20 protein-coding genes are annotated in these 22,785 nt (G+C 63.0%); 9 read left to right on the forward strand and 11 right to left on the reverse strand.

The features are described 5' to 3' along the window. Positions 1-5: 5 nt before the first annotated feature. The gene (locus tag ACOZJV_RS12950; protein ID WP_421547778.1) at positions 6-443 is read right to left on the reverse strand and encodes a hypothetical protein; all 438 of its coding nucleotides are present in this window, start codon (positions 441-443) and stop codon (positions 6-8) included. Next, on the reverse strand, positions 436-864 hold the full coding sequence (locus ACOZJV_RS12955) for a hypothetical protein (protein WP_421547779.1): 429 nt from the start codon (positions 862-864) through the stop codon (positions 436-438). The genes ACOZJV_RS12950 and ACOZJV_RS12955 overlap by 8 nt, the downstream gene beginning before the upstream one ends. Before the next feature lie 182 nt (positions 865-1,046). Here ACOZJV_RS12955 and ACOZJV_RS12960 point away from each other — a divergent pair, with 182 nt between their 5' ends. Further along, entirely contained in the window at positions 1,047-1,322 is a 276-nt protein-coding gene (locus ACOZJV_RS12960; RefSeq protein WP_421547780.1) for a hypothetical protein, read from the forward strand. Between the two features lie 60 nt (positions 1,323-1,382). On the opposite strand, the gene ACOZJV_RS12965 is transcribed toward ACOZJV_RS12960, so the two are convergent. Next, a complete protein-coding gene (locus ACOZJV_RS12965) occupies positions 1,383-2,729 on the reverse strand; it encodes a DEAD/DEAH box helicase (protein ID WP_078473893.1) in 1,347 nt (448 codons plus the stop codon). Positions 2,730-2,922: 193 nt separating this feature from the next. Between ACOZJV_RS12965 and ACOZJV_RS12970 the strand changes: the two genes are divergently transcribed. Next, complete coding sequence (locus ACOZJV_RS12970) at positions 2,923-4,221, forward strand: mechanosensitive ion channel family protein (RefSeq protein WP_421547781.1); 1,299 nt, start codon at positions 2,923-2,925, stop codon at positions 4,219-4,221. A gap of 133 nt (positions 4,222-4,354) precedes the next feature. Here ACOZJV_RS12970 and ACOZJV_RS12975 read toward each other — a convergent pair whose 3' ends face one another. From ACOZJV_RS12975 to ACOZJV_RS12985, 3 genes are all read right to left on the reverse strand, one after another. Continuing rightward, entirely contained in the window at positions 4,355-5,221 is an 867-nt protein-coding gene (locus ACOZJV_RS12975) for a carboxylate/amino acid/amine transporter (protein ID WP_421547782.1), read from the reverse strand. 197 nt (positions 5,222-5,418) lie between these two features. Continuing rightward, entirely contained in the window at positions 5,419-6,018 is a 600-nt protein-coding gene (locus ACOZJV_RS12980; RefSeq protein WP_078473890.1) for an FMN-dependent NADH-azoreductase, read from the reverse strand. 158 nt (positions 6,019-6,176) lie between these two features. Then, complete coding sequence (locus ACOZJV_RS12985; protein ID WP_078473889.1) at positions 6,177-6,491, reverse strand: 3-phosphoglycerate kinase; 315 nt, start codon at positions 6,489-6,491, stop codon at positions 6,177-6,179. Between the two features lie 49 nt (positions 6,492-6,540). Between ACOZJV_RS12985 and ACOZJV_RS12990 the strand changes: the two genes are divergently transcribed. The 5 genes from ACOZJV_RS12990 to aqpZ all read left to right on the forward strand — a co-directional run bounded on the left by ACOZJV_RS12990 (position 6,541) and on the right by aqpZ (position 11,664). After that, positions 6,541-7,464 carry a LysR family transcriptional regulator gene (locus ACOZJV_RS12990; protein WP_421547783.1) on the forward strand — a complete coding sequence of 308 codons (924 nt, stop codon included), beginning with the start codon at positions 6,541-6,543 and terminating at the stop codon, positions 7,462-7,464. A gap of 29 nt (positions 7,465-7,493) precedes the next feature. Beyond that, complete coding sequence (locus ACOZJV_RS12995) at positions 7,494-8,297, forward strand: alpha/beta fold hydrolase (protein WP_078473249.1); 804 nt, start codon at positions 7,494-7,496, stop codon at positions 8,295-8,297. Positions 8,298-8,300: 3 nt separating this feature from the next. Continuing rightward, positions 8,301-8,864, forward strand: a complete 564-nt coding sequence (locus ACOZJV_RS13000; RefSeq protein ID WP_020297750.1) for a peptidylprolyl isomerase A — start codon at positions 8,301-8,303, stop codon at positions 8,862-8,864. A gap of 88 nt (positions 8,865-8,952) precedes the next feature. Further along, on the forward strand, positions 8,953-10,785 hold the full coding sequence (locus ACOZJV_RS13005) for an ABC transporter ATP-binding protein (RefSeq protein ID WP_078473248.1): 1,833 nt from the start codon (positions 8,953-8,955) through the stop codon (positions 10,783-10,785). 183 nt (positions 10,786-10,968) lie between these two features. Further along, on the forward strand, positions 10,969-11,664 hold the full coding sequence (gene aqpZ / locus ACOZJV_RS13010; RefSeq protein ID WP_201129938.1) for an aquaporin Z: 696 nt from the start codon (positions 10,969-10,971) through the stop codon (positions 11,662-11,664). Between the two features lie 17 nt (positions 11,665-11,681). Here the strand turns inward: aqpZ and ACOZJV_RS13015 are convergent, their stop codons facing one another. Both ACOZJV_RS13015 and ACOZJV_RS13020 read right to left on the reverse strand, forming a co-directional pair. Next, positions 11,682-12,806, reverse strand: coding sequence for a GNAT family N-acetyltransferase (locus ACOZJV_RS13015; protein WP_421547784.1), 1,125 nt, complete (start codon positions 12,804-12,806; stop codon positions 11,682-11,684). Positions 12,807-12,891: 85 nt separating this feature from the next. Beyond that, a complete protein-coding gene (locus ACOZJV_RS13020) occupies positions 12,892-13,779 on the reverse strand; it encodes a LysR family transcriptional regulator (RefSeq protein ID WP_078473245.1) in 888 nt (295 codons plus the stop codon). Positions 13,780-13,881: 102 nt separating this feature from the next. Here ACOZJV_RS13020 and ACOZJV_RS13025 point away from each other — a divergent pair, with 102 nt between their 5' ends. Together ACOZJV_RS13025 and ACOZJV_RS13030 are read left to right on the forward strand one after the other, a co-directional pair. Further along, the gene (locus tag ACOZJV_RS13025) at positions 13,882-15,252 is read left to right on the forward strand and encodes an MFS transporter (protein ID WP_421547785.1); all 1,371 of its coding nucleotides are present in this window, start codon (positions 13,882-13,884) and stop codon (positions 15,250-15,252) included. After that, the gene (locus tag ACOZJV_RS13030; RefSeq protein ID WP_421547786.1) at positions 15,233-15,655 is read left to right on the forward strand and encodes a DUF4440 domain-containing protein; all 423 of its coding nucleotides are present in this window, start codon (positions 15,233-15,235) and stop codon (positions 15,653-15,655) included. The genes ACOZJV_RS13025 and ACOZJV_RS13030 overlap by 20 nt, the downstream gene beginning before the upstream one ends. A gap of 86 nt (positions 15,656-15,741) precedes the next feature. Here ACOZJV_RS13030 and ACOZJV_RS13035 read toward each other — a convergent pair whose 3' ends face one another. The 3 genes from ACOZJV_RS13035 to hrpA all read right to left on the reverse strand — a co-directional run bounded on the left by ACOZJV_RS13035 (position 15,742) and on the right by hrpA (position 22,769). Continuing rightward, entirely contained in the window at positions 15,742-17,085 is a 1,344-nt protein-coding gene (locus ACOZJV_RS13035; RefSeq protein WP_078473242.1) for an OprO/OprP family phosphate-selective porin, read from the reverse strand. Between the two features lie 423 nt (positions 17,086-17,508). Further along, positions 17,509-18,630, reverse strand: coding sequence for a beta-ketoacyl-ACP synthase III (locus ACOZJV_RS13040; protein WP_078473241.1), 1,122 nt, complete (start codon positions 18,628-18,630; stop codon positions 17,509-17,511). Between the two features lie 242 nt (positions 18,631-18,872). Then, complete coding sequence (hrpA, locus tag ACOZJV_RS13045) at positions 18,873-22,769, reverse strand: ATP-dependent RNA helicase HrpA (protein ID WP_078473240.1); 3,897 nt, start codon at positions 22,767-22,769, stop codon at positions 18,873-18,875. Positions 22,770-22,785: the final 16 nt, after the last annotated feature.

Here is a 22,785-nt window from a genome sequence, read left to right on the forward strand (position 1 = left end):
GTCTTTTATGCCGGCACAAACCCAAACCCCATATCCCCCTCGAAGGTGAAACACATGAACCAGCCATGATCCGCGGCCAGAAGGTAGTGGTGCTGGGGAATGGAAAACAGACACTCCGGCACCTCGAGCAAGGCCGAGACATCGCCCACTACTGCGAGGCTGGTGGCGCTGTCACCGACGTACACGGCGTCTCCGGCGAGGCGAAATTGCTGGACCATCCGGGCAAAGAAGTCGCTGAAGGCCTGGGTCTGCTGCTGGCGATCCAGCGCCACCTCGGTCACCGCGAACGGCAGGCTCGGCCAGTGTGGGCGCAGGTTGCGGATCTCGAACCAGCCCTTCATCAGGTCAAAGTAAGCATCGACTTGCGGTTCGATCCGCAGTTGGCCGCTGGCGAGCGGCTGGCGCAGGTCCTGCAGCAGTTCCTGGTCAAAGTAGTTACTCATCTGCGGTGTGCTCCGGGTCGGATTCTGCCTTGTCGCGCAGAGCCTGGGCCAGGCGTTCCATGGCCTCGGCGTCGCGCTCGGTACGGATGTGCTGCTTCAGGGTCGGCAATAACAGGTACGCCAACAGGCTGCGGTCGCGTGGGGATTGGGGAAGGCGCTGGGCGACCCAGTCGGCCAGCACTCGGGTGGGCATGATCGAACAAAACGCCTGATAAGGCCGGGCGCTGGCGAAGGACAACGTCAGGTAGTGCTCGGCCAGCAAACGTTGCTCGCTGCGCTGCCAGGAACGATGGGGGATCAGTTGCAGGGCGACTGCGCTTGCAGGGCTGGCAGCGGGGTATTCGCGCAGCAGCCACTGCGCGGCCTCGGCGGAGCTCATGGCACGCAGGGTGGCGCACTGCTGGTTCAATTGGGCATCCATTGCTCATCTCATTGCTGATAACTGCTTCCCGGCCGCACGGGGCTTCGGGGCGCTCACGATAACAGCCGGCCAGCGGAAACAAAGTCATTTCCTGGCGCTGCGCAGCGCCTGAAACTCTGAACTTTTATCCGCCCCTCGGCCTCAACCGGGTAACTGCCTTATCGGACCCCGAGGCCACTGCCATGAAAACCCTGCGTAACCTTGTCATCGCCAGCACCCTGCTCTGCGCCCTGCCCGCCTGGGCCTGCACCCTCGAAGAGGCCACCGCCAAGCGCGAACAGCTGGCCCAGGAAGTGACGAAACTCACCCAGCAGAACCCGGCCAAGGCCAAGGAGATCAATGACGAGTTGCAAAAGATGAACCTGGAAACCGCGAGCAAGGACCTGCCCGACAAGTGCCAGTTGATCGATCAGCGCCTCAAGGAACTCGACACCGCCGGCAAGAAAGCCGACAGCTGAGGCCCCGGATGCAAAAAGCCCGGAACAGGTCCGGGCTTTTTTCAGGGGCACGCCGGGCGCTTATTCAGCGGCTGGAGCTTCCGGCTTGCGGCGCTTGAGCGGCGCCATGCCGTCCTTGCTGACCAGCGACAGGGCATCGGTTTTCGGCCGATTGGCGATCTTGCGCTTGGTTGGAGCCTTGGCCCCGGTCTTCTTCTTGTCGCCCTTGGCGTCGACCTTTTTCTTCTTCACGCCCACGGCCTTGCCCGAAGCCTTGACCTTTTTCGGTCCGCCGTAGGTGCCTTTGACTTCCTTGATGGTGCGGCGCTCGAAGCTCTGCTTGAGGTAGCGCTCGACGCTCGACATCAGGTTCCAGTCGCCGTGGCAGATCAGCGAGATGGCCAGGCCATCATTGCCGGCGCGGCCGGTACGACCGATACGGTGCACGTATTCGTCGCCGCTGCGTGGCATGTCGAAGTTGATCACCAGGTCCAGGCCGTCCACATCGAGGCCGCGTGCGGCTACGTCAGTGGCCACCAGGATCTTGACCCCGCCCTGTTTCAGGCGGTCGATGGCCAGCTTGCGGTCCTTCTGGTCTTTCTCGCCGTGCAGGACGAACGCTTTGTAGTCCTGGGCCACCAGGCGGCCGTAGATGCGGTCGGCCATGGCCCGGGTGTTGGTGAACACGATGGCCTTCTGGTAGGTCTCGTTGGCCAACAGCCAGTTGACGATCTGTTCTTTGTGCTGGTTGTGGTCAGCAGTAATGATTTGCTGACGGGTGGTAGCGTTCAGCTGGCTGACGGCGTTGAGCTGCAGGTGCTCCGGGTTGTTCAGGACCTTGGCGATCATTTCGCGCAGGCCCGAGCCGCCGGTGGTGGCCGAGAACAGCATGGTCTGCTGGCGGTTGGTGCACTCTTCCACCAGGCGCTGCACGTCTTCGGCAAACCCCATGTCGAGCATGCGGTCGGCTTCGTCGAGTACCAGTACTTCGACTTCTTTCAAATCGAGGTTGCCGGCGTTGAGTTGCTCGATCATGCGGCCCGGGGTGCCAATCAGGATGTCCGGCACCTTGCGCAGCATGGCGGCCTGGACCTTGAAGTCTTCACCGCCGGTGATCAGGCCGGACTTGATGAAGGTGAACTGCGAGAAACGCTCGACTTCCTTCAGGGTCTGTTGGGCCAGTTCGCGGGTCGGCAGCAGGATCAGGGTCTTGATGCTGACGCGAACCTTGGCCGGGCCGATCAGGCGATTGAGGATCGGCAAGACAAAAGCAGCAGTCTTGCCGCTGCCGGTTTGAGCTGTCACCCGCAGGTCACGCCCTTGGAGCGCGAGCGGGATAGCCGCTGCTTGCACAGGCGTAGGCTCGACAAATTTAAGCTCGGCCACGGCTTTGAGCAGGCGTTCGTGCAGGGCGAATTGGGAAAACACGGGTGCTACCTCGAAGATATGCAAAAAAACAGCTGCATAGGTTACCGGTTTCGAGCGCCGAGGCCGAGTTTCTTTGCGCGAACGGCGCTAAACCGATGTTTTTTTGTCAGCGGGTTTGTCGGCAACCGTCACTTTTTACGGCTTAAATGCTCTAATCGACCGAACTTGTCTTACAGAAGAATCGTTTTAGCTTATGGATTTCAAACAGCTCTGGCTCAACACCCAAGACCTCTGGGGCGCCCTTGATCAGCACCCGTTCCTGCTTTCCGGCCTGGCCCTGGCCCTGCTGCTGGCGGTAGCCCTGGTTCTCGGACGAGTGGCGCGCTATGTGGTGCTGCACGTCACCAAACTGCTGGGGCGCCAACCGGCCCTGCACTGGATCAACGACCTGCGCCACAACAAGGTGTTTCACCGTTTGGCACAGATGACTCCGTCGCTGGTGGTGCAGTTCGGCCTGCACCTGGTGCCGGAACTGAGCAAGGCCAGCCTGGTGTTCCTGGGCAACGTGGCGATGGCCTTCACCATTCTGTTCCAGGTCCTGGCCCTGAGCGCCCTGCTCAATGCCCTGCTGGACATCTACGCCCGCACCGAACACGCCCGCACCCGCTCGATCAAGGGCTATGTGCAGTTGGCGAAGATGGTGCTGTATGTGTTTGGCGCGATCATCATTGTCGCCACCCTGATCGACCGATCGCCGCTGTTACTGCTGTCTGGCCTGGGGGCGATGTCGGCGGTGATCCTGCTGGTCTACAAGGACACCCTGTTGTCGTTCGTGGCCAGCGTGCAGTTGACCAGCAACGACATGCTGCGGGTCGGCGACTGGATCGAAATGCCCCAGGTCGGCGCCGATGGCGACGTGGTGGACATCACCCTGCACACGGTCAAGGTGCAGAACTTCGACAAGACCATTGTCTCGATCCCGACCTGGCGCCTGATGTCCGAGTCGTTCAAGAACTGGCGCGGCATGCAGCAATCAGGTGGGCGGCGGATCAAGCGCAGCCTGTTTATCGACGCCAGCGGCGTGCGCTTCCTGCATGACGATGAAGAGCAGCGGCTGAGCAACGTCCGCCTGCTGACCGACTACATCAGCCGCAAGCAGGCCGAGCTCAAAAGCTGGAATGAAGCCCAGGGCAACGTCGCCGCCATGTCGGCCAATCGTCGGCGCATGACCAACATCGGCACCTTTCGCGCCTACGCCCTGGCGTACCTGAAGAGCCACGCCGAGATCCAGCCGAACATGACCTGCATGGTCCGGCAGATGCAAACCACCGCCCAGGGCATCCCCCTGGAAATCTACTGCTTCACCCGCACCACGGCCTGGGCCGATTACGAGCGGATCCAGGGCGATATCTTCGATTACCTGCTGGCGGTGATGCCGGAATTCGGCCTGAGCCTGTACCAGCAACCCAGCGGCAACGACCTGCGCGCCGGCCTGCTGCCCGCGGTGCTGGGGGCCAGTGCAATTCCCGAAGCGGAAAAACGCGCAATCTGATGTGCCCCGTAGCCGCTGCCGCCCGGCTGCGCTGGCCCGGGAGACCGCCGTGGGGTGCCAGGTGGATTGATGGTGTCGCAGCCTTCGGCAGCGGCTACAGGTCCGTAGCCGCCCGTTGAACCGCCGCTGGGTTTCAGGTGGATCGAGGCTGTGAGGTGTTGCCACGTCGGCTGATCCATACCGCCGCCAGGATCACCAAAGCCCCGAAAAACAACCGCCCCAGTTCTTCATGCTGGTTCCAGATCAACAGGTTGATCAGCAATCCCACCGGCACGTGCAGGTTGTTCATCACTGCCAGGGTCGCACCGTTCACCAGGCATGCGCCCTTGTTCCACCAGTACAGGCCCAGCGCCGTGGATACCAGACCGAGAAACAGCAGCACGACCCATTGCAGCGGCGCTTCGGGCAGGAAGTTGGATTTGCCGAACAACAGAAACGCCGGCAACGCCACCGCCAGCGCCCCCAGGTAGAAATAGCCAAAACGCCGGTAATGCGGCAGATCCGTGGGGTGACGCGCCACCAGGTGCTTGTACAGCACCTGCCCGGCGGCATAGGTGAAGTTGGCCAGTTGCAGCAACAGGAAGCCGAAGAAGAAATCCGGGCTGATGCGGTCGTAGCGGATCACTGCCGCACCCGCCACCGCCACCAGTGCCGCCAGCAGGCCCCAGGGGTTGAAACGTCGGTTCAAGGCGTCTTCGATCAGGGTCACGTGCAACGGCGTGAGGATGGTGAACAGCAACACCTCCGGCACCGTCAGCACACGAAAGCTCAGGTACAGACAGACGTAGGTCACGCCGAACTGCAAGGCACCGATCACCAGCATGCCGCGCATAAACTTGGGCTCGACCTGGCGCCAGCGAGTCAGGGGAATGAACACCAGCCCCGCCAGCACCACCCGCACCAGCACCGCGAAATAGCTGTCGACATGACCGGCCAGGTACTCGCCGATCAAGCTGAAGGAAAACGCCTGGATCAGCGTGACAAAAAGTAGATAGCCCATGGTCGCCTCGTCTGGAATGGCGGCGACGATAGCGGTTTGCCGATTCGCAGGCAAAAAAAACCCGATCTCGCCATGCGTTCGATCGGGCAGGAGCACTCAGGAGCAACAAGTGCAAAGGGAGGTTCGATGCGCGAACCGCTTGAAGGGGGAGCGCAGGCGTTACTTAAGCACTGCGCGATTATCTGACGATTAACGGATCAGGCGACCTGGGCCAGCTTGGCGTTGGCCTGGTTCAGGCCCTTCTCCTGGAAGTCGCCGCCCAGGTTCATGCCCTCGGCATGGATGAACTCGACATCGTGGATGCCGATGAACCCCAGCACCTGGCGCAAGTAGGGTTCCTGATGGTCGGCCGGGCTGCCGGCATAGATCCCGCCGCGGGCGGTCAGCACGTAGGCACGCTTGCCGGTCAGCAGGCCCTGGGGGCCGGTGGCGGTGTATTTGAAGGTCACGCCGGCACGCAGCACATGGTCGAGCCAGGCCTTCAGGGTGCTGGGGATGGCGAAGTTGTACATCGGCGCTGCCAGTACCAGTACATCGGCAGCCAGCAGTTCGTCGGTCAATTGGTTGGAGCGCTCCAGGGAAGCGTGTTCGCCGGCGTTGCGCTGTTCCGCAGGCTTCATCCAGCCGCCCAGCAGGTCGGCGTCCAGGTGCGGCACCGGCTGGCGCGCCAGGTCACGCACGGTGACTTCGTCGCCTGGGTGGGCGGCTTGCCACTGGCTGATAAAGGTCTGGGTCAGTTGGCGAGACACGGAATCTTGCTGGCGGGCGCTGCTTTCGATGATCAGGACGCGGGACATGGGCTGAAGCCTCCATCGGGGGTGCGTAAGTCGATGGAGGGGAGACTAAACAGAGTGATATCGATGAAAAAGCGCAAATAACTGCTATAACCAATCAACAAATTCGTTTATAAGCGCAGCGTACCCGGCATAAGCCCTACAGGCCGGGCACACCGGGATCACTTGGCGGAACAGTTCAGGTCCAGCCGCAGCTTGATAATTTTGCGGTTGAACTTGGCGGTGACGTTTTTGCTCTGCCCCGCGGCGACTTCCACCTTGCGCGTGCGCGGTGCTTCGGGGCCGTTGCGAAACACCACCGAACACAGCACATCGGTCTTGCCGAAGTTGTTCAACTGGATGGAGCCAATGTCCTGGTCGGTGTCGAAGGCGGTGTAGTCGACGCTCAGGCCGTTGAGCTGTTTCTCGACATCGATCGGGTAGGCAAAGGCGCTGAGTGGCAGCAGGGCCAACAGCGCACAACAGAATTTTTTCATTCGGCAGTCTCCAATGTGGAGCGCCAGCTTAGGACAAGAGGAGCCCCTCATGAAAGCGCCCCGCGTTACCCTCGATCAATGGCGAACCCTGCAGGCCGTGGTCGACCATGGCGGCTTTGCCCAGGCTGCCGAGGCGCTGCATCGCTCGCAATCCTCCGTCAGTTACACCGTGGCCCGCATGCAGGATCAACTGGGCGTGCCACTGTTGCGCATCGACGGCCGCAAGGCGGTCTTGACCGAAGCCGGCGGCGTCTTGCTGCGGCGTTCGCGGCAACTGGTGAAGCAGGCCAGCCAGCTGGAAGACCTGGCCCATCACATGGAGCAAGGCTGGGAGGCCGAAGTGCGGCTGGTGGTCGACGCCGCCTATCCCAATGCGCGCCTGGTGCGGGCCCTGACCGCCTTTATGCCCCAGAGCCGCGGTTGCCGGGTACGACTGCGCGAGGAAGTGTTGTCCGGGGTCGAGGAGGTGCTGCTCGAAGGCGTCGCCGACCTGGCCATCAGCAGCTTCAGCATCCCCGGCTACCTGGGCACGGAAATGAGCTCGGTGGAATTCGTCGCCGTGGCGCACCCGGAACACCCCCTGCATCGCCTGCAACGCGAGCTGAATTTCCAGGACCTGGAAAGCCAGCTGCAAGTGGTGATCCGCGACTCCGGCCGCCAGCAACCCCGGGATGTCGGCTGGCTCGGCGCCGAACAGCGCTGGACCGTGGGCAGCCTGGCCACCGCCGCCACCTTCGTCGGCAGCGGCCTGGGTTTTGCCTGGCTGCCCCGGCACCTGATCGAACGGGAAATCCGCGAAGGCGTGCTCAAGGTGCTGCCGATGGAACAAGGCGGCAGCCGGCACCCGACCTTTTACCTGTACTCGAACAAGGACAAGCCCCTGGGCCCGGCCACTCAGATTCTGGTGGAGCTGCTGCGCACCTTTGACACAGCACCGCTAGATGCGCCCTTCGCCGCCCCCGAACAAGCCTGACCCCCACCCGCCCGAACAGGAGTTGTGCCGTGGCCTATTTCGAACATGAAGGATGCACCCTGCACTTTGAGGAATACGGCCAGGGCACACCGCTGATCCTGATGCATGGCCTGGGCTCCAGCACCCTGGACTGGGAAATGCAGATCGCCGATCTCGCGGCCCGTTACCGGGTGATCGTGCCCGATGTGCGTGGCCACGGGCGCTCCGACAAACCCCACGAGCGCTACAGCATTGCCGGGTTCAGTGCCGACCTGGTCGCCCTGATCGAGCACCTGAACCTTGCGCCCGCGCACCTGGTCGGGCTTTCCATGGGTGGCATGATCGGCTTCCAACTGGCAGTCGATCACCCACAACTGCTCAGGAGCCTGTGCATCGTCAACAGCGGGCCTGAGGTCAAGCTGCGCAGTCGCGCCGATTACTGGCAATGGTTCAAGCGCTGGAGCCTAGCCCGAGTACTGGGCCTGGCGACCATCGGCCAGGCCCTGGGCCGCAACCTGTTCCCCAAGCCGGAGCAGGCCGAGCTGCGGCAAAAGATGGCCGAACGCTGGGCAAAAAACGACAAACGTGCTTATCTCGCCAGCTTCGACGCCATTGTTGGCTGGGGGGTAAAGGAACGACTTTCCCGCATTCCCTGTCCAACCCTGATCGTCAGCGCCGACCACGACTACACCCCGGTGGCGCAGAAAGAGGCCTACGTGAAATTGCTGCCCCACGCACGACTGGTGGTGATCGACGATTCACGCCACGCCACCCCGCTGGACCAGCCACACCGCTTCAATCAAACCCTGCTCGAGTTTTTAACCACAGTCGACACCACCACCCAGGATCACTGACCCATGCTGAAAAAAATCGCCCTCGTCGCCGGCTCCGTTCTGTTCGCCGCCAACCTGATGGCCGCACAACCGGCCAAGGCTCCCCACGTCGTGCTGGACACCAGCTTCGGCAAGATCGAAATCGAACTGGACCCGGTCAAGGCACCGATCTCCAGCAAGAACTTTCTTGAATACGTCGACAGCGGCTTCTACAGCAACACCATCTTTCACCGGGTGATCCCGGGGTTCATGGTCCAGGGCGGTGGATTCACTGCACAGATGAATCAGAAAGACACCCGCGACCCGATCAAGAACGAAGCCAGCAACGGCCTGCACAACGTGCGTGGCACCCTGTCGATGGCCCGCACCTCGAACCCGAACTCGGCCACCAGCCAGTTCTTTATCAACGTGGCCGACAACGCCTTCCTCGACCCGGGCCGCGATGCCGGCTACGCGGTATTCGCCAAAGTGGTGAATGGCATGGACGTGGTCGACCAGATCGTCAACTCCCAGACCACCACCAAACAAGGCATGCAGAATGTGCCGATCGACCCTGTGCTGATCAAGTCGGCCAAGCGCATCGACTAAAGACGCAAGGCGTCAGGAGCGGTCGTACCGTGCCGTGCGGCCGCTCATATCTTGACCAGGAGAGCCCGCCCTGCGGGCACCAAACCCAATGTTCTATCGCCGTTTCGAACAACTGATCGACATCTTCCGCGACGCCCCCACGGCTGCACCGCCAAACCGGGTCCTGGCGTTCTACCTGTACTACATCAAGCAAGTCTGGCCGAGCTTTGCCGCCCTGCTGGTGGTGGGCCTGTTCGTGGCCCTGATCGAGGTTTCGCTGTTCAGCTACCTGAGCCGCCTGATCGATCTGGCCCAGGGCACGCCCAATGTGGACTTCTTCAAGATCCACGGCACCGAGCTGATCTGGATGGCCGTGGTCGCGCTCCTGTTGCGGCCGCTGTTCGTCGGCCTGCATGACCTGCTGGTGCACCAGACCATCAGCCCCGGCATGACCAGCATGATCCGCTGGCAGAACCACAGTTACGTGCTCAAGCAGAGCCTGAATTTCTTCCAGAACGATTTTGCCGGGCGCATCGCCCAGCGCATCATGCAGACCGGCAACTCCCTGCGCGACTCGGCGGTGCAAGCCGTAGACGCCCTGTGGCACGTGCTGATCTATGCGGTCAGCGCCCTGGTGCTGTTCGCCGAGGCCGACTGGCGCCTGATGATCCCCCTGCTGGCGTGGATCGCCTGCTACATCGGTGCGCTGCGCTACTTCGTGCCTCGGGTCAAGGACCGTTCGGTGGTGTCCTCCGATGCACGCTCCAAACTGATGGGGCGCATCGTCGACGGCTACACCAACATCACCACCCTCAAGCTGTTCGCCCACACCCAGTTCGAACAGAACTACGCCCGCGAAGCGATTGCCGAGCAAACCGAAAAAACCCAGCTGGCCAGCCGCGTCATCACCAGCATGGACGTGGTCATCACCAGCATGAACGGCCTGCTGATCGTCGGCACCACGGGCCTGGCCCTGTGGCTCTGGACCCAGTCGCTGATTTCGGTCGGCGCCATTGCCCTGGCCACCGGCCTGGTGATCCGCATCGTCAACATGTCGGGCTGGATCATGTGGGTGGTCAACGGCATCTTCGAAAACATCGGCATGGTCCAGGACGGCTTGCAGACCATCGCTCAGCCCCTGAGTGTCACCGACCGCGAACAGGCGCCACGCCTGGCCGTGACCCAGGGCGAAGTGCGCTTCGAGCAGGTGGACTTTCACTACGGCAAACAATCGGGGGTCATCGGTGGTCTCGAACTGGTGATCCGGCCTGGCGAGAAGATCGGCCTGATCGGCCCGTCCGGGGCGGGCAAGTCGACCCTGGTCAACCTGCTGCTGCGGCTCTATGACCTGCAGGGCGGGCGCATCCTGATCGATGGCCAGGATATCGCCGAAGTCACCCAGGAGAGCCTGCGCGAACACATCGGCATGATCACCCAGGACACTTCGCTGCTGCACCGCTCGATCCGCGACAACCTGCTGTACGGCAAGCCCGACGCCACCGACGAGGAACTGTGGGAGGCCGTGCGCAAGGCCCGGGCCGACGAGTTCATTCCGCAACTGGTGGATTCCGAAGGCCGCAGCGGTTTTGACGCCCATGTCGGCGAGCGCGGGGTCAAGTTGTCCGGTGGCCAGCGCCAGCGCATCGCCATTGCCCGGGTGCTGCTCAAGGACGCGCCGATCCTGATCATGGACGAGGCCACTTCGGCCCTGGATTCGGAAGTCGAAGCGGCGATCCAGGAGAGCCTGGAAACCCTGATGCAGGGCAAGACCGTAATCGCCATCGCCCACCGGCTCTCGACCATCGCCCGCATGGACCGCCTGGTGGTCCTGGAAAAAGGCCGCATCGCCGAAAGCGGCAGCCATGCCCAATTGCTGGCCCATGGCGGCTTGTACGCACGCCTGTGGCAGCACCAGACCGGGGGTTTTGTCGGCATCGACTAACAGCCTTGCAAAACCAGCCAGAGCCCTTGTGTGTAGAGGGCTCTGGCTTTTTTATGGGCGCTGGAATTCGGCCAGAATCCTGCTGTACTCACCCTAGGTTCTGGCGCAGAACCTGTAGTTCATCTGCAGGGACGCATCATGGCGTTATCGAATCGATAGGTCGTCCTATCAAGGATTCACCTCATGTCTCTGTTCAAGCGTTCAGTCACTGAGTTGCTGGGTACGTTCTGGCTGGTTCTGGGTGGGTGTGGCAGCGCAGTGCTGGCCGCGTCTTCCCCCCTGGGGATCGGTGTATTGGGTGTGGCCCTGGCGTTTGGCCTCACTGTTCTGACGATGGCGTTCGCCATCGGCCATATCTCCGGTTGTCACCTCAACCCTGCCGTGTCGGTGGGGCTGGTGGTGGGTGGCAGGTTTCCGGCCAGGGAGCTGCCAGCCTATGTGGTGGCGCAAGTGATAGGCGGGATTGTCGCGGCGGCCCTGATCTACTACATCGCCAGCGGCAAACCCGGCTTCGAGCTGTCCAGCGGCCTGGCGTCCAACGGCTACGGCGCGCACTCGCCGGGCGGTTACTCGATGGCGGCGGGCTTTGTCTGCGAGGTGGTGATGACCCTGATGTTTGTGGTGATCATCCTCGGCGCCACCGATAAACGGGTCCCGGCGGGCTTTGCGCCGATCGCCATCGGCCTCGCGCTGACCCTGATCCACCTGATCTCGATCCCGGTCACCAACACTTCGGTCAACCCGGCGCGCAGTACCGGCCCGGCGCTGATCGTCGGCGGCTGGGCGATCCAGCAGCTGTGGATGTTCTGGGTCGCACCGATCTTGGGTGCGGTGATCGGTGGCGGGCTTTATCGCTGGCTGGGCCGGGAAGACCGCTAGCGCGCTGACCGCGAGGGTCAGGCTTGCCGATAAGGCAAGGCGGCCCTCGCTTCCTCGGCATAGGCCAGGATGCCGAGCCGTTCCTGCTGCAGGAAATCCTTCACCGCCGCATTCAGCCCGGGATGGCGCAGGTAGTGCCAGGAATGGGTAATCACCGGCTCGAAACCGCGAATCAGCTTGTGCTCGCCCTGGGCCCCGGCGTCGAAGCGTTGCAGGCCGTGGGCGATGGCGTAATCCATGCCCTGGTAGAAACAGGTTTCGAAATGCAGCCGATCGAACTCCGCCAGGCAGCCCCAGTAGCGTCCATAGAAACTGTCGCCACCCACCAGACTGAAGGCCATGGCCACCGGCCGCGGGCCCTGCTTGGCCAGGACCACGCGAATGGCCTCGGGCATGCGTTCGGCGAGCAAGCTGAAGAAGGCCCGGGTCAGGTAGGGCGTCTGGCGCCGCACGGCGTAAGTGTTGGCGTAGCAGGCGTAGACAAAATCCCACTGCGCCTCATCCAGCTCATGCCCGCCCAACCACTGGAACTCGATGCCCTGCCCCGCCACCTGCTCGCGCTCCTTGCGCATCTGTTTGCGCTTGCGCGACGCCAGGGTGTCGAGGAAATCCTGGAAGTCCCGGTACCCGCGATTCTGCCAATGAAACTGGCACCCCAGGCGCTGCAGCCAACCCGCCTGCCCGGCCAGGGCGGCGTCGGCAAAGGGGTCGGTGAAATTGATATGGGCGCTGGAAAGCTGCTCGATCTCCAGGTAGCCGGGCAGGCTTTTAAGCAGTTCGAAGGCGTCCTCCTGGCTGGCCGCCAGCACCCGCGGGCCACTGACCGGGCTGAAGGGCACGGCGGTCAGGAGCTTGGGGTAGTAGTCGATCCCGGCACGCTCGCAAGCCTCGGCCCAGCCGTGATCGAACACGTACTCGCCATAGGAATGCCATTTGCGATAACTGGGCAGCGCCGCCAGCAAACGCCCGTCTTCCACGTGCAACAGGTGCTCGGGCTGCCAGCCGGAGCGCGGGCCGAGACTGCCGCTGTCTTCCAGGGCGCTGAGAAAGGCATGCCGTAAAAACGGCTGCGCATCGGCCACCAGGGCATCCCACTGTTGCGGGTCGACGGCAGAGAGACTGTTCAAGGATTGAAGCGGCATTGCGTTCCCCGGTATTGATGGCCCAAGCACCGGCCGAGTATCCCCCATCGTCCGGCGCGCCGAAATAAAAACCGCCGGGGCAGGCTCAACGGCCCAGGTGCAGCGCCAGAAAATCGATAAAAGCCCGGGATTTCGCCGGCAGGTGCGCGCTGTTGGGAAACACCACCTGCACCGACTGCCTCGGCAGGCCGTACTCGGGCAGCAAGCGCACCAGGCGCCCCTGGGCCAGATCGTCGTCCACCATCCAGGCCGGCAGCACCGCCACCCCGAGGCCGGCCAGGGTCAGCGCGCGAATCGCCGTCGACGCGTTGGACTCATGCTGGCTGTTGAGCGTGACCTCGACATCGCCCCGCACCGGGTGGCTGAAGGTCCAGCTGGGCGGCCCCTGCAGCGTGTTATGGGTGATCCACGGCAGCCGGCTCAAGTCCTGGGGAACGTGCACCGCAACCCCCTGGGCGAATGCCGGACTGGCCACCAGCACAATCTCGTATTCGTCGAGCTTGCGGCTCTTGAACGCCGAGTCGCCGAGGTTGCCCAGGCGAATCACCAGGTCGAGTTTTTCCGCCACCAGGTCATTCAAGGATGAGTTGAAGTGGTAACTCAGGCGCACCTCGGGATGGCGCGCGGCAAACAGGGGTAACAGCGGCAAGACAAATTTCTCGGCGTATTCGCCGGTGGAACTGAAGCGCAACGTGCCCGCGACCCGGCCGTGACCGTTCAGAACATTGTCAAATGCATTGTCGATACTGGCGACGATGCCCTTGAACTCCTGATAGAAGTCCTGGCCGGTTTCAGTCAGGGAAACACGGCGCGTGCTGCGGATCAGCAAGGTGCTGCCCAGTGCCTGCTCCAGGGCCTTCACATGCAGGCTGGCCATGGCTTTGCTCATGCCCAGGTAATGGGCGGCCTTGGTATAGGAGGCGAAATCCACCACCGCGAGAAAGGTCTGCACCCGGTTCAGGTGGGCGTGCAAAGGGTTATTCACTGTCAAGCCTCATCAAACAATGTTTCAAGTATAGGGGCATGGACCCGGTCGGCCTATCGCCCCTAAGCTCCCCGGCAAAAGGGAGATGACATGACTTATCGCTACCAAGTGGCGCTGGTATTCCTGCTCGGGTTCTTTATCGACTGCGTCAATATCTTCATGTCGGCCGTGGCGCTGCCCAGCATCGCCACCGACCTGCAGGTGTCCGGTACTGCCGTGGCCTGGGTCGCCAACGCCTACATCCTCGGCCTGACCCTGATCATGCCCATCAGTACCTGGCTGGCCGGGCGCTATGGCAGCCGCGAGATCCTCACCCTGTCGATGCTGCTGTTCAGCATCACGGCCGGGCTCTGTGCCCTGGCCGGCAGTTTTCCCGAGCTGCTGTTCTGGCGCCTGCTCCAGGGGATCGGTGGCGGCCTGCTGATTCCGGTCGGGCAGGCCCTGACGTTCAATCTGTTCCAGGGCGAGCAACGGGCAAAGGTCTCGACCCTGATCATGGCCGTGGCGCTGATCGCCCCCGCCTTGTCACCGCCCCTTGGCGGGCTGATCGTCGACCACAGTTCGTGGCGCTGGGTGTTCTCCAGCAACCTGCCGTTTTCCCTGCTGGCCGCCGGCCTGGCCTGGTGCTGGATCCGCGAGCGCCGCGCTCCGCCCGGGCCCCGGCCGGACCTGCGCGGCCTGCTGCTGGTCAGCGCGGCGCTGGCCACGCTGCTCCTGGGGTTGTCGCTGTACGGCACCGATTACCCGCCCCTGGCTGCGGCGTCGTGCCTGTTGGCCGGGGTCGGTTTCAGCCTGCTGTACATAAGGCATTGCCGGCGCAGTACTCACCCCATCGTCGACCTGAGGCTGCTGCGCAGCGTCCGCCTCAGCGGCTCGATCGGCATTTATTACGCGATCCCCGGCCTGTTCACCGGGGCCAACCTGCTGAGCATGTTCTTCCTGCAAGACACCCTGCATTTCAGCGCCGGCCTGACCGGAAGCTTTATGGTGCTCTACGCCGGCGGCGCCTTCATCGCCATGCTGGTCTGCGGCCGGGTCTACCAGCGCATGGGCGCCAGGCGCCTGTTCGGCCTGGCCCTGCTGCTGCACAGCGCCGGCATCGGTCTGCTGTGCGGGGTCGATACAGCGGCCGACCTGCCGCTGATCATCGCGGCCTATGGGCTGATGGGGGTGGGCGGCGGCATCGGCGCCAACACCGCACAAACCACGGCGTTGCTGGATTTCGACGGCGCCCTGACACACAAGGGCAGCGTGATCTGGAACATCAACCGGCAGATGTCCTTCAGCCTCGGCGCCGCGCTGTTGCTGATGATCTGCAACCTGCTGCTGCGCACCCTGCCGACCCACTCGGCCTACCACCTGAGCTGGGCCATCGCCGCCCTGCTCGGCCTGCTGCCTCTTCTTTATCTGCATCGCCTCCAACCCGCCAAACAGGACACTTATGCACACCTCCAGCGCTGAACAGGCCATCCACAGCATTCGTCAGGTGCATGACCTGATCCACCAGGTATTCACCGACCATCACGGCCAGGGCCTGGCCGCCATCGAGCAACTGATGCCGGTATTTGCCGAAGACTTCAGCATGGTCACCACCACGGGCGCCTCGGTGGGTCGGGACCAGGTCGAACAGATGTTCCGTGGCGCCGTGGGTGCCCGTGCCGGCCTGCAGATCCACCTCAGCGAGTGGCAGTGTGTCTGGCAGCAACCCCAGGTCGCGGCGATCCGCTACCGCGAAACCCATCGCCTGGGAAACAGCATCACCTCGCGCCAGTCCCTGGCCATCATCGGCCTGGACCAAGGCTCGGCCCAATGGCTGTACCTGCACGAAACCTCTTGCCCGCCGTTGCCTGAAACGCCGTTCTGAGGCCAAAAAAAACCCCGCCGGGGCGGGGTTAAAACGAGAGGAGCTTTAACGGATGAGAAAGAGCTCTGTATCGGTTTTACAGCACCTTAGAACACGTACTGCGCGCGCAGGACGAAACCGTCACCGCTGTCGTCGCCAGTGCGGGCAGCAGGGATGGCGCCGGCAGCCGCGGTAGCGTTGGTGACCTTATCGGTCTTGGCCTTGAGGTACGTGGCGGAGATTTTCACCGCTTCGTTGGCGTACCAGTTCACACCCAGGTTGTGGACCTTGACCGAAGCGTCGCCGACATCACGGGTCAGGCTGGCGGTGGTCACGTTGTCGTCTTCCACGGTCAGGCTGTCGTAGCGGTAGAACAGTTCCCAGGCACCGAAGGCCTTGTTCGCCGGCTTGATCGCATCGAACTTGCCGACTTTATAGCCACGGGATTCGCCGGTCAGGGTGTAGGCACCCTGTACATAGAAGCCGTGACCCTTGAGGTCTTCAACGTTGCTGGCATCGGCCTTGGTCTTGCGAGTGACGTACTCACCCTGGATCGAGGCCGGGCCCATGGCGAATGCGGCTTCCAGGCCCAGGGCAGTATCACGGTCGTAGGAACCGGCAGGCGATGCCGAAGCGCCACCCAGTACCGGACGGTTGCCGTTGGTGCCGGCATCGTTGCCGCCCAGGGTTTCAACGCCACGCATGCCCATGCGGGTGCGGTAGCGAGAGTCGAACGCGGTGTCGGAAACGTCACGGGACGCGACGTTCACACCGAAGTGCAGCACGTTGCCCGCGTCGTGCATCGGGGCGAACACGAAGCGGCCGTTGACCTGCTTGATGCTGTTGCCGTCGGTGTCGTCGGTGTCTTTGCTGAACACGCCAGCAGACGCGTAGAACGACTCGGCGAAGACGCCGGAAGCCTGCAGGCCCAGGCCGTTCTGGTGGCTGTTGGCCCAGTCGACCATGTCGTAGGCGATGTTACGTTCGGGAGCGGTAACCCACTTCGAGCTGGTGGCTTTTTCCAGGCCGAAGTCGGGGTCGAAACGACCGACCTTGATCGACACCGGCTTGAAGCCGTTGTAGGCCAGCGACGCTTCGTCGAAGTAGCCGTTATCCGAGTCACCCGTGTTGTGGGAGAAGTCGTAGTTGATGGTGTAGGCCCAGTCGGTGTACAGCACGCCGGACAGTTCGAGGAACGCGCGACGGAAGTAGGCGGCGTCCGCGGTGTCACCGTTCTTGGTGTAGACACCGTCGAACTGGCTGTAGTCGGCCTGCAAGCGACCGCCCAGCTTGAAGCTGAACTCTTTGTCGGTGGTCGCGACCTCAAGGCCGCCTTTGGTTTTGACTACGATATCGGCGCCATCAGTGGTGACGGTGCCAGCGAAAGCCTGGGCGGTTACTGCCATGGCCAGGGCGCTGGCAGCAAAACCGGCGAAGTGCTTACGGATCATCGAAGAGTTCCCCTAATTGGTGGTCTGTTGCGTTGAAAACACGCGGTTCAGGCCCGCTCGTGTTGGGAGGGAATCTTGGCGACCGGTTATTTCAGGGGAGTTGCTGATAGATAAAGATTTTATGACAGGGGAACTTTTTTACTTCGAATTGAAATAAGGCAAAAAGCCTGTATCAGACGCGTTGCGCCGGCTCGGACGTAAGCAGTGCCGATAGGCTCGCGGGGGGGCGTACAGAGGGAATAGCGGTAGCCGCTGCCGCCAGGCTGCGCTGGCCGGCATGGGCGCCGGAGTACATTCGGGAGAATCGCGGTGGGGCTTAGGGCCAGCGTCCCAGCGCGGCCCAAGCCTATCGGCAGCGGCTACAGGGGGATGGCTGCGCGGATGGGGCGAGCGCCATGTCTCACCCCACCCATTAGCGTGGGATCAGCGTTTGCGCAGCAGCACGCTACCGATCGAGTAGCCGGCGCCAAAGGAGCTGAGCACTGCCAGCGAGCCGCTCGGCAGGTCGTCCTGGTAGGTGTGGAACGCAATCACCGAACCGGCCGAACTGGTGTTGGCGTAGGTGTCGAGAATCACTGGGGCTTCTTCCACCGAGGCTTCGCGGCCAAGGAGTTTTTTCACGATCAGGTGGTTCATGCTGAGGTTGGCCTGGTGCAGCCAGAAACGCTTCACGTCGCTGACGTTGAGCTGGTTCTCTTCCAGGTGCACACCGATCAGCTCGGCGACCATCGGGCACACATCGCGGAACACCTTGCGGCCTTCCTGCACGAACAGTTTGTCCGGGGCACCGATGCCCTCTTCCGCCGCGCGGTTGAGGAAGCCGAAGTTGTTGCGGATGTTGTTGGAGAACTTGGTCAGCAGCTTGGTGCTGACGATGTCGAACTGGTACGGCGAGGTCGCAAGGTCCGCACGTTCGATAATCACCGCGGTGGCGGCGTCGCCGAAGATGAAGTGGCTGTCGCGGTCACGGAAGTTCAGGTGCCCGGTGCAGACTTCCGGATTGACCATCAGAATCGCCCGCGCCTGGCCCAGCTGTACGCTGTTGCTGGCGGCCTGAATGCCGAAGGTCGCCGACGAACACGCCACGTTCATGTCAAAACCGAAACCCTGGATACCCAGCGCTTCCTGGACTTCGATGGCGATGGCCGGGTAGGCCCGTTGCAGGTTGGAGCAGGCAACAATCACCCCGTCGATGTCGGCGGCGGTCTTGCCGGCGCGCTGCAGGGCCTGTTCGGCAGCGCCGATAGCCATCTGGCACAGCACCGACCATTCGTCATTGCTGCGCTCGGGCAGGCGCGGGGCCATGCGTTGCGGGTCGAGGATGCCGTCCTTGTCCATGACAAAGCGGCTTTTGATGCCGGAGGCTTTTTCGATGAAGGCGGCGCTGGACTCGGTCAGCGCCTGGACCTCGCCGCGCTCGATGGCGGCGGCGTTGTCGGTATTGAATTGGTGCACGTAGGTGTTGAAAGACTGCACCAGCTCTTCGTTGGAGATGCTGTTGGCCGGGGTGTACAGGCCGGTGCCGCTGATGACGACGTTATGCACGGTCGTTCCTCTATTCTGTTCAGGCAGAAGGTATTGGCACCGACGTACCAAACCGTAAAGGGTCCATCCCGCAATCGACGGGGCAGAGCCTGGCATCGCTTTATTCCGATCCGCCCGGGCTGGCGGTGACGCCTGAACCCGGGGCCGGCATTTATGACGGCGGAGTTTGCCATATCCAATGGCATTTCGCCGCAACTGCGAGATCGACGGGGCACTTGCGGCAAGCAGGTGCCCTCCGCCAGTCAGGCCTCGACCTGGCTCCATTGCTTGCTCAGGCGCTTGTCGGAGATCGGCACCTTGGTCCCCAACTGCTGGGCAAACAGCGATACCCGGTACTCCTCCAGCCACCAGCGGTAGAGCTCCAATTGCGGGTCACGCTTGCCTTCCTGGGCGTGCTTGCCAGCCCGGGCCTGGTATTGCGCCCACAGGCCGCTCAACTCGCCACTCCACACCCGATCCTTCTGCACCTGGCTGCCGAGCTTCTCGAAGCGCAGCTCGATGGCCTTGAGGTAGCGCGGCAACTCCTTGAGCCACTGGCTCGGGGTTTCGCGGACGAACCCCGGGTACACCAGGTTGCCCAGTTGCTGCTTGATGTCATTGAGCGCCACCGCCTGGGCCAGGTCGATCTTGCCCTTGAAGCGTTTTTGCAGGCCGTGCCACAGCTTGAGAATCTCCAGGGTCAGCCTGGCCAGACGCTCGGCATGCTCGGTCCAGCCGCCACGCTTGCGCTCGGCCAGGGACGCCAGGCCGGCGCCGTCACGCGGCAGGCTGGCCTCGCCTTCAAGTACGCAGCTGTCGAGGCTGGCCAGCAGAATGTCTTCCACCAACGACTCGACACGCCCCAGTTCGCGGTACAGCAAGCCCAATTCGGTAAGCCCGGGCAATTTGCCGCGCAGGAACTTCGCCGGTTCGGCCAGTTGCTGCAACAGCAGGCGCTGCAAGGCCCGCCGGTGCTGGAACTCGGCCTCGGCGGCCGTGGAGAAGCGCCCTTCCTTGACAGTGCCGCCCTCCTCCACCAGCGCCGGGTACACCGTCATCGACAGCCCGGCGATCTTTTGCTGGGTCTTTTCTGCCACTGCGGCAAAGACCTTGGCCTCTACCGGCTGCTGGCTTTTCGCGGTCTGCGGTACGGCCAGGGCCGCTTGGCTGGCCTGGGCAAAACGCGCCGTGAGCTCAGCCAGGTCGCGCCCTTCACCCAGGAACTGGCCCTGGCCGTCGACGATTTCCAGGTTCATCTTCAGGTGGTTTTCCACCTGTTGCGCGGCCTCGGCCCAGGCTTCGTCGCTGACCCGGGCGCCGGTCATGCGCAGCAATTCACGGCCCAGGGCCTGGGGCAGCGAGCCCTGGCCAAAGTCGATGCGCTGCAGGGCGGCCTTGATAAAGTCCGGCACCGGCACGAAGTTCTTGCGCAAGGCCTTGGGCAGGTTGCGCACCAGGGCAATGCACTTGGCCTCGATCAGCCCCGGCACCAGCCACTCCAGACGCTCCACCGGCAGTGCCGGCAACAGCGGCGCCGGCACGCGCAGGGTCACCCCATCACGCGGGTGATTGGGTTCGAAGTGGTAACTCAGGGCCAGCTCCAGGTCACCGATGTGCAAAGTGTCCGGGTACTGCAAGGCGGTGACTTCACTGGCCTCGCGGGCCAGCACGTCCTCTTCGCGCATGATCAGCAACTGCGGGTCTTTCTGGCTGTTGACCCGGTACCAGCTGTCGAAGGTCGCGGTCTGGTGGATTTCCGCCGGCAGCCGCGCATCGTAGAAGGCAAACAGTGTTTCTTCGTCGGCCAGGATGTCGCGGCGCCGGGCCTTGGCTTCCAGTTCGTCGAGCTGCTCCAGCAGGCGGGTGTTGGCCGCCAGGCACTTGGCCCGGGACTGGATTTCACCCCGCACCAGGCCTTCACGGATAAACAGCTCGCGCGACACCACCGGGTCCACCGGGCCGTAATGCACCGGACGCCGGCCCACCACAATCAGCCCGAACAGGGTGATTTGCTCGTAGGCCACCACCTGCCCGCGCTTCTTCTCCCAATGGGGTTCGAAGTGGTTTTTCTTGATCAGGTGCCCGGCCAGGGGCTCGATCCAGTCGGGGTCGATCTTGGCTACCATGCGCGCGTACAGCTTGGTGGTTTCCACCAGCTCGGCGGTCATCAGCCATTGCGGACGCTTCTTGCCCAGGCCCGACGACGGGTGAATCCAGAACCGGCGCTGACGGGCGCCGAGGTAATCGCCGTCCTCGGTCTTCTGGCCGATCTGGCTCAGCAGGCCGACCAATACTGCCTTGTGCAGTTTCGGGTAATCGGCCGGCTCTTTATTGAGGCTCAGTTGCAGGTCGCGACAGATCAGGCTCAGTTGCCGATGGGAGTCGCGCCACTCGCGCAGGCGCAAGTAGTTGAGGAAGTTCTTGCGGCACCAGTTGCGCAGCGGGCTGGCGGTCAGGGCCTGGCGCTGCTCTTCGAAACCGCGCCACAGATTGACCAGCCCGGCGAAGTCCGAGTCCACGTCCTTCCATTGCGCATGGGCCTGGTCGGCCGCTTGCTGACGCTCCGGCGGCCGCTCGCGCGGGTCCTGGATCGACATGGCGCTGGCAACGATCAGCACTTCCTGCAAGCTGCCGAGCTTGGCCGCTTCCAGCAGCATGCGGCCCATGCGCGGGTCCACCGGCAAGCGCGCCAATTGCCGGCCCAACGGCGTCAGCTGGCTGTTGCGGTCAACGGCCGAGAGTTCTTGCAGCAGGTTGAAACCATCGCTGATGGCCTTGCCATCCGGCGGCTCGATAAACGGGAAGTCGGTGATTTCCCCCAGGCGCAGGTGCAGCATCTGCAGGATCACCGCCGCGAGGTTGGTGCGCAGGATCTCCGGGTCGGTAAATTCCGGACGCCCGATAAAGTCTTCTTCGCTGTACAAGCGGATGCAGATACCCGGCTCGACTCGACCGCAACGGCCTTTGCGCTGGTTGGCGCTGGCCTGGGAAATAGCTTCGATCGGCAGGCGCTGGACCTTGGCCCGATAGCTGTAGCGGCTGATGCGTGCGGTGCCGCTGTCGATCACATAACGGATGCCGGGCACCGTCAGCGAGGTCTCCGCAACGTTGGTCGCCAGCACCACACGCCGCCCCGGGTGCGACTGGAAAATCCGCTGCTGCTCGGCCGGTGACAGCCGCGCATACAAGGGCAGGATTTCAGTGTGCTTGAGCTGGGCCTTGCGCAGCATTTCGGCGGCGTCGCGGATCTCCCGTTCGCCGGGCAGGAACACCAGCACATCCCCGGGGCTGCGGCGCTCGCTGCGCTCATAGGCGGCAATTTCATCCAGGGTGGCGAGAATTGCCTGATCCACCGTCAGGTCGTCTTCGACCCGGTTGCCCTCTTCGTCCTGCTCCAGGGTCAGGGGGCGGTACCAGGTGTCCACCGGGAAGGTGCGCCCGGACACCTCGACAATCGGCGCCTTGTCGAAATGCTCGGAGAAGCGCTCCAGGTCGATGGTGGCCGAGGTGATGATGACTTTCAGGTCGGGACGACGCGGCAGCAGGGTCTTCAGGTAGCCCAGCAGGAAGTCGATGTTCAGGCTGCGTTCGTGGGCTTCGTCGACGATGATCGTGTCGTAGCGTTCCAGGTAGCGGTCGTTCTGGGTTTCCGCGAGCAGGATGCCGTCGGTCATCAGCTTGATCAGGGTGTTGGAATCACTCTGGTCCTCGAACCGCACCTGATAACCCACCAGCGACCCCAGGGGCGTGGCCAGTTCTTCGGCGACCCGGCTGGCAACACTGCGCGCCGCGATCCGCCGCGGCTGGGTGTGGCCGATCATGCCGTGCTGGCCGCGGCCGATTTCCAGGCAGATTTTCGGCAACTGGGTGGTTTTGCCCGAGCCGGTTTCGCCGGCGATGATCAACACCTGGTGCTTGAGCAGCGCCGCCTTGATTTCATCGCGCTTGGCGGCAATCGGCAGGCTGTCGTCATAGCGAATCACCGGCAGGCTGGCGCGCCGCGCCGTGACCTGGGCGCAAGACGCCTGCATGCGCTCGACCCACTGCGCGAGCTTGGCCTCGTCGGGCTTCTTGCGCAGCTCGAGCAATTGCCGCCGCAGCCGTTGGCGGTCGGCGAGCATGGCGTGGTCGAGGTTTTTCAGCAGGTGGTCAATAGTCATAGAGCAGCGGCTAGCT

Origin of the sequence: Pseudomonas sp. QD4 (genome assembly GCF_049199125.1) — a bacterium.
In the GTDB taxonomy this organism is placed as follows: domain Bacteria; phylum Pseudomonadota; class Gammaproteobacteria; order Pseudomonadales; family Pseudomonadaceae; genus Aquipseudomonas.